1 protein-coding gene is annotated in these 1,026 nt (G+C 74.1%); it reads right to left on the bottom strand.

Annotated elements, in window-relative coordinates:
* Positions 1-1,011 (bottom strand): class I SAM-dependent methyltransferase (locus ACWEBX_RS41455; RefSeq protein ID WP_451889822.1); only part of this gene is annotated, 1,011 nt, incomplete at its 3' end.
* Positions 1,012-1,026 lie beyond the last annotated feature (15 nt).

Consider the following 1,026-nt stretch of genomic DNA (forward strand, 5'->3'; position numbering starts at 1 on the left):
GGACCGGTACGGAGGCGGGGTTCCCGGTCCTGCGGATCCCTCCGCCAGGCGCGCGTTGGGTATCCCGGTCACCCGCAGCGGGCCGCCCGCCCGCTGTGCCTGTGCGGCCAGTTCGGTGAGGTCGGACACCTCGGCGCCCCACGCGATCGCGGGCACTCCGCGCAGGTCGAGTGTGTGGGCGGGCTCGGTGTGCAGGACGACCTCGTAGCGGTGGCGGGTGAGCGCGTTGTGCGCCTGCCCGGCCTTGAGGCGGATGTCGGCGCCGAGGCCGTGCCGGTCGGCCCATTCGGCGAACCACTCGGGGGCGAGGAGCAGTTCCCGTTCGGCGAGCAGGGCCTGCTCCACGGCCGCCCGGATCTCCTCGTGGGAGGCGTAGGGCTGCTGGGCGCGCTGCTCCGCGGTCGCCAGGATCCGCTGGGTGGCGGCGTTGCGGACGTCGCCGACGATGATCCGGCCGCCGGGTGCGAGCAGTTCGAGGATGTGGGTGAGCACCTGGTCGAGGTGGGCGGCGCTGGGGAGGTACTGGACGACGGAGTCGAGGACGACGGTGTCGAAGGTGGCGCGGGGCAGGCCGGTGAGGTCGTCGGCGGCCTGGACGGCGAGGTGGACCCGCTCGCCGTGGCCGGCCGTCTCGGCCTGGGTGCGGAGCCGGTCGATCGCGGCGGCGGACAGGTCGGTGCCCCAGTACTCCTCGACCTGGCCGGCGATCTTCGCGAGGAGCAGGCCGGAGCCGGCGCCGATCTCCAGGATCCGGCGCGGCGCGTGCCGCAGCACCTGGGCGAGGGCGGCGTCCTGCCACTGGCGGAGCTGCTCGTGCGGGATCGGCTCGCCCGTGTAGATGTTCTTCCAGGGCTGGAAGTCCTCGCCCCAGGTCTCGTCGGCGGCGTCCGCGTGGGCGTCGTCGTGGAGTTGGCGCCACTCCTCCACCTGGGCGGCGGTATCGGCGACGGCGGCGTCGGGGTCGGGTTCGATGTAGGCGACCAGGCGCTGGTCGCCCTTCTGCTCGGGCATCCGTGGCTGGAGGCG

Source organism: Streptomyces sp. NPDC005070, assembly GCF_053600395.1.